The sequence below is a fragment of the Pseudoalteromonas sp. SG43-6 genome, from assembly GCF_014164365.1.
Classification (GTDB): domain Bacteria; phylum Pseudomonadota; class Gammaproteobacteria; order Enterobacterales; family Alteromonadaceae; genus Pseudoalteromonas; species Pseudoalteromonas rhizosphaerae.
This window is the reverse complement of the sequence record NZ_JACJEZ010000133.1, coordinates 1-1,070: the sequence shown is the minus strand read 5'-3', so window position 1 is coordinate 1,070 and position 1,070 is coordinate 1. Positions and strand designations below refer to the sequence as shown.

The 1,070-nt window shown below is 36.7% G+C and carries 2 protein-coding genes; both read right to left on the bottom strand.

From position 1 onward, the window contains the following. Nucleotides 1-194: 194 nt before the first annotated feature. The gene (locus H5201_RS22430) at nt 195-848 is read right to left on the bottom strand and encodes an abortive infection system antitoxin AbiGi family protein (protein ID WP_259399741.1); all 654 of its coding nucleotides are present in this window, start codon (nt 846-848) and stop codon (nt 195-197) included. Between the two features lie 126 nt (nt 849-974). Next, nucleotides 975-1,070 (bottom strand): IS3 family transposase (locus H5201_RS23600; RefSeq protein ID WP_404936146.1); only part of this gene is annotated, 96 nt, incomplete at its 5' end.

Genomic DNA, 1,070 nt, shown 5'->3' with positions numbered 1-1,070 from the left:
GTAGAAGCTCAAAAACAAAAGGAATTAACATTGCATTAGGCAATGATTACTTAGCTTCACAAGGTTTAGCGTCATTAAGAGATATTTGGATCAATATTCACTACGGGAGATGAACCGCCCATTGCGGACCCGCATGATGGGTGGTGTGGGGGCTGGAGGTTAGAGACCTCCGGCTACCCGATTATGTGGTTGTTTTATATATCTAAGTTGATTTGCTCTGCGGTTAATATACGACTTTTTAGTCGATCGCGAGTTTGTTGATTAAAACGTCCTTTGACCTCTTCAAGGTGAGTTATCAATTCCGAAATTTCATCATCTCGCTCAACAATTAAATACCTAATGTCTTCAGGTTCAAAATGAAGTCCAATATGACTAATTGAGGAGTTTAATTCTCTTTTCTGTTTTTCAGTCTTGATCGAACTAATAGGAACAAATGGAGCTATCGAAGAGCTATTATTGATAGAGAGAGATAACGAGCTGTTATCTAGTGGTGGTACATAACGCCATTCACGCTCATCAGCAAACCTGTATTTCTCTATTTTTTCATGACCCTTTCTTTGAAGAGGTGCTTCATAATTTTTAACAAAACGATAAGTGTTAAAAATATTCATATAATCTGTGGTAAGTTCATCATAATCACCACTTTCTTCGAACTTTCTGCGGTGAGCGTGAATGCCATCTAAACCTTTGATAAGCCCTTCTGTAAAGGGTGAGTGCTGGCTGATATAAAGAACAGGATTGAGTCCATTTCGATTTGCCCACTCCTTAGTCAAGCCAATACCATAATGACCATATTTACTCATATGGCTACTAACTTCAGACAATTTTAGGTCACAAAACGAAACCATTGGAACTCCAATTTCTCTTGACCGACTTGTTCCAATTATTTTTTCTCTAGCATATGAGATTCTGAACGTATTTTTTAAGATACCAAACATTGCTTCTTGTAATGGTCAACAAATTCTGTAGAGATTCTAAGCGGCATTTTTTAATTCATTATATTTCTGATGTGGCGTCATATAATTAAGCGTAGAATGCCTACGTTTGTAATTGTAAAACTGAATATAATT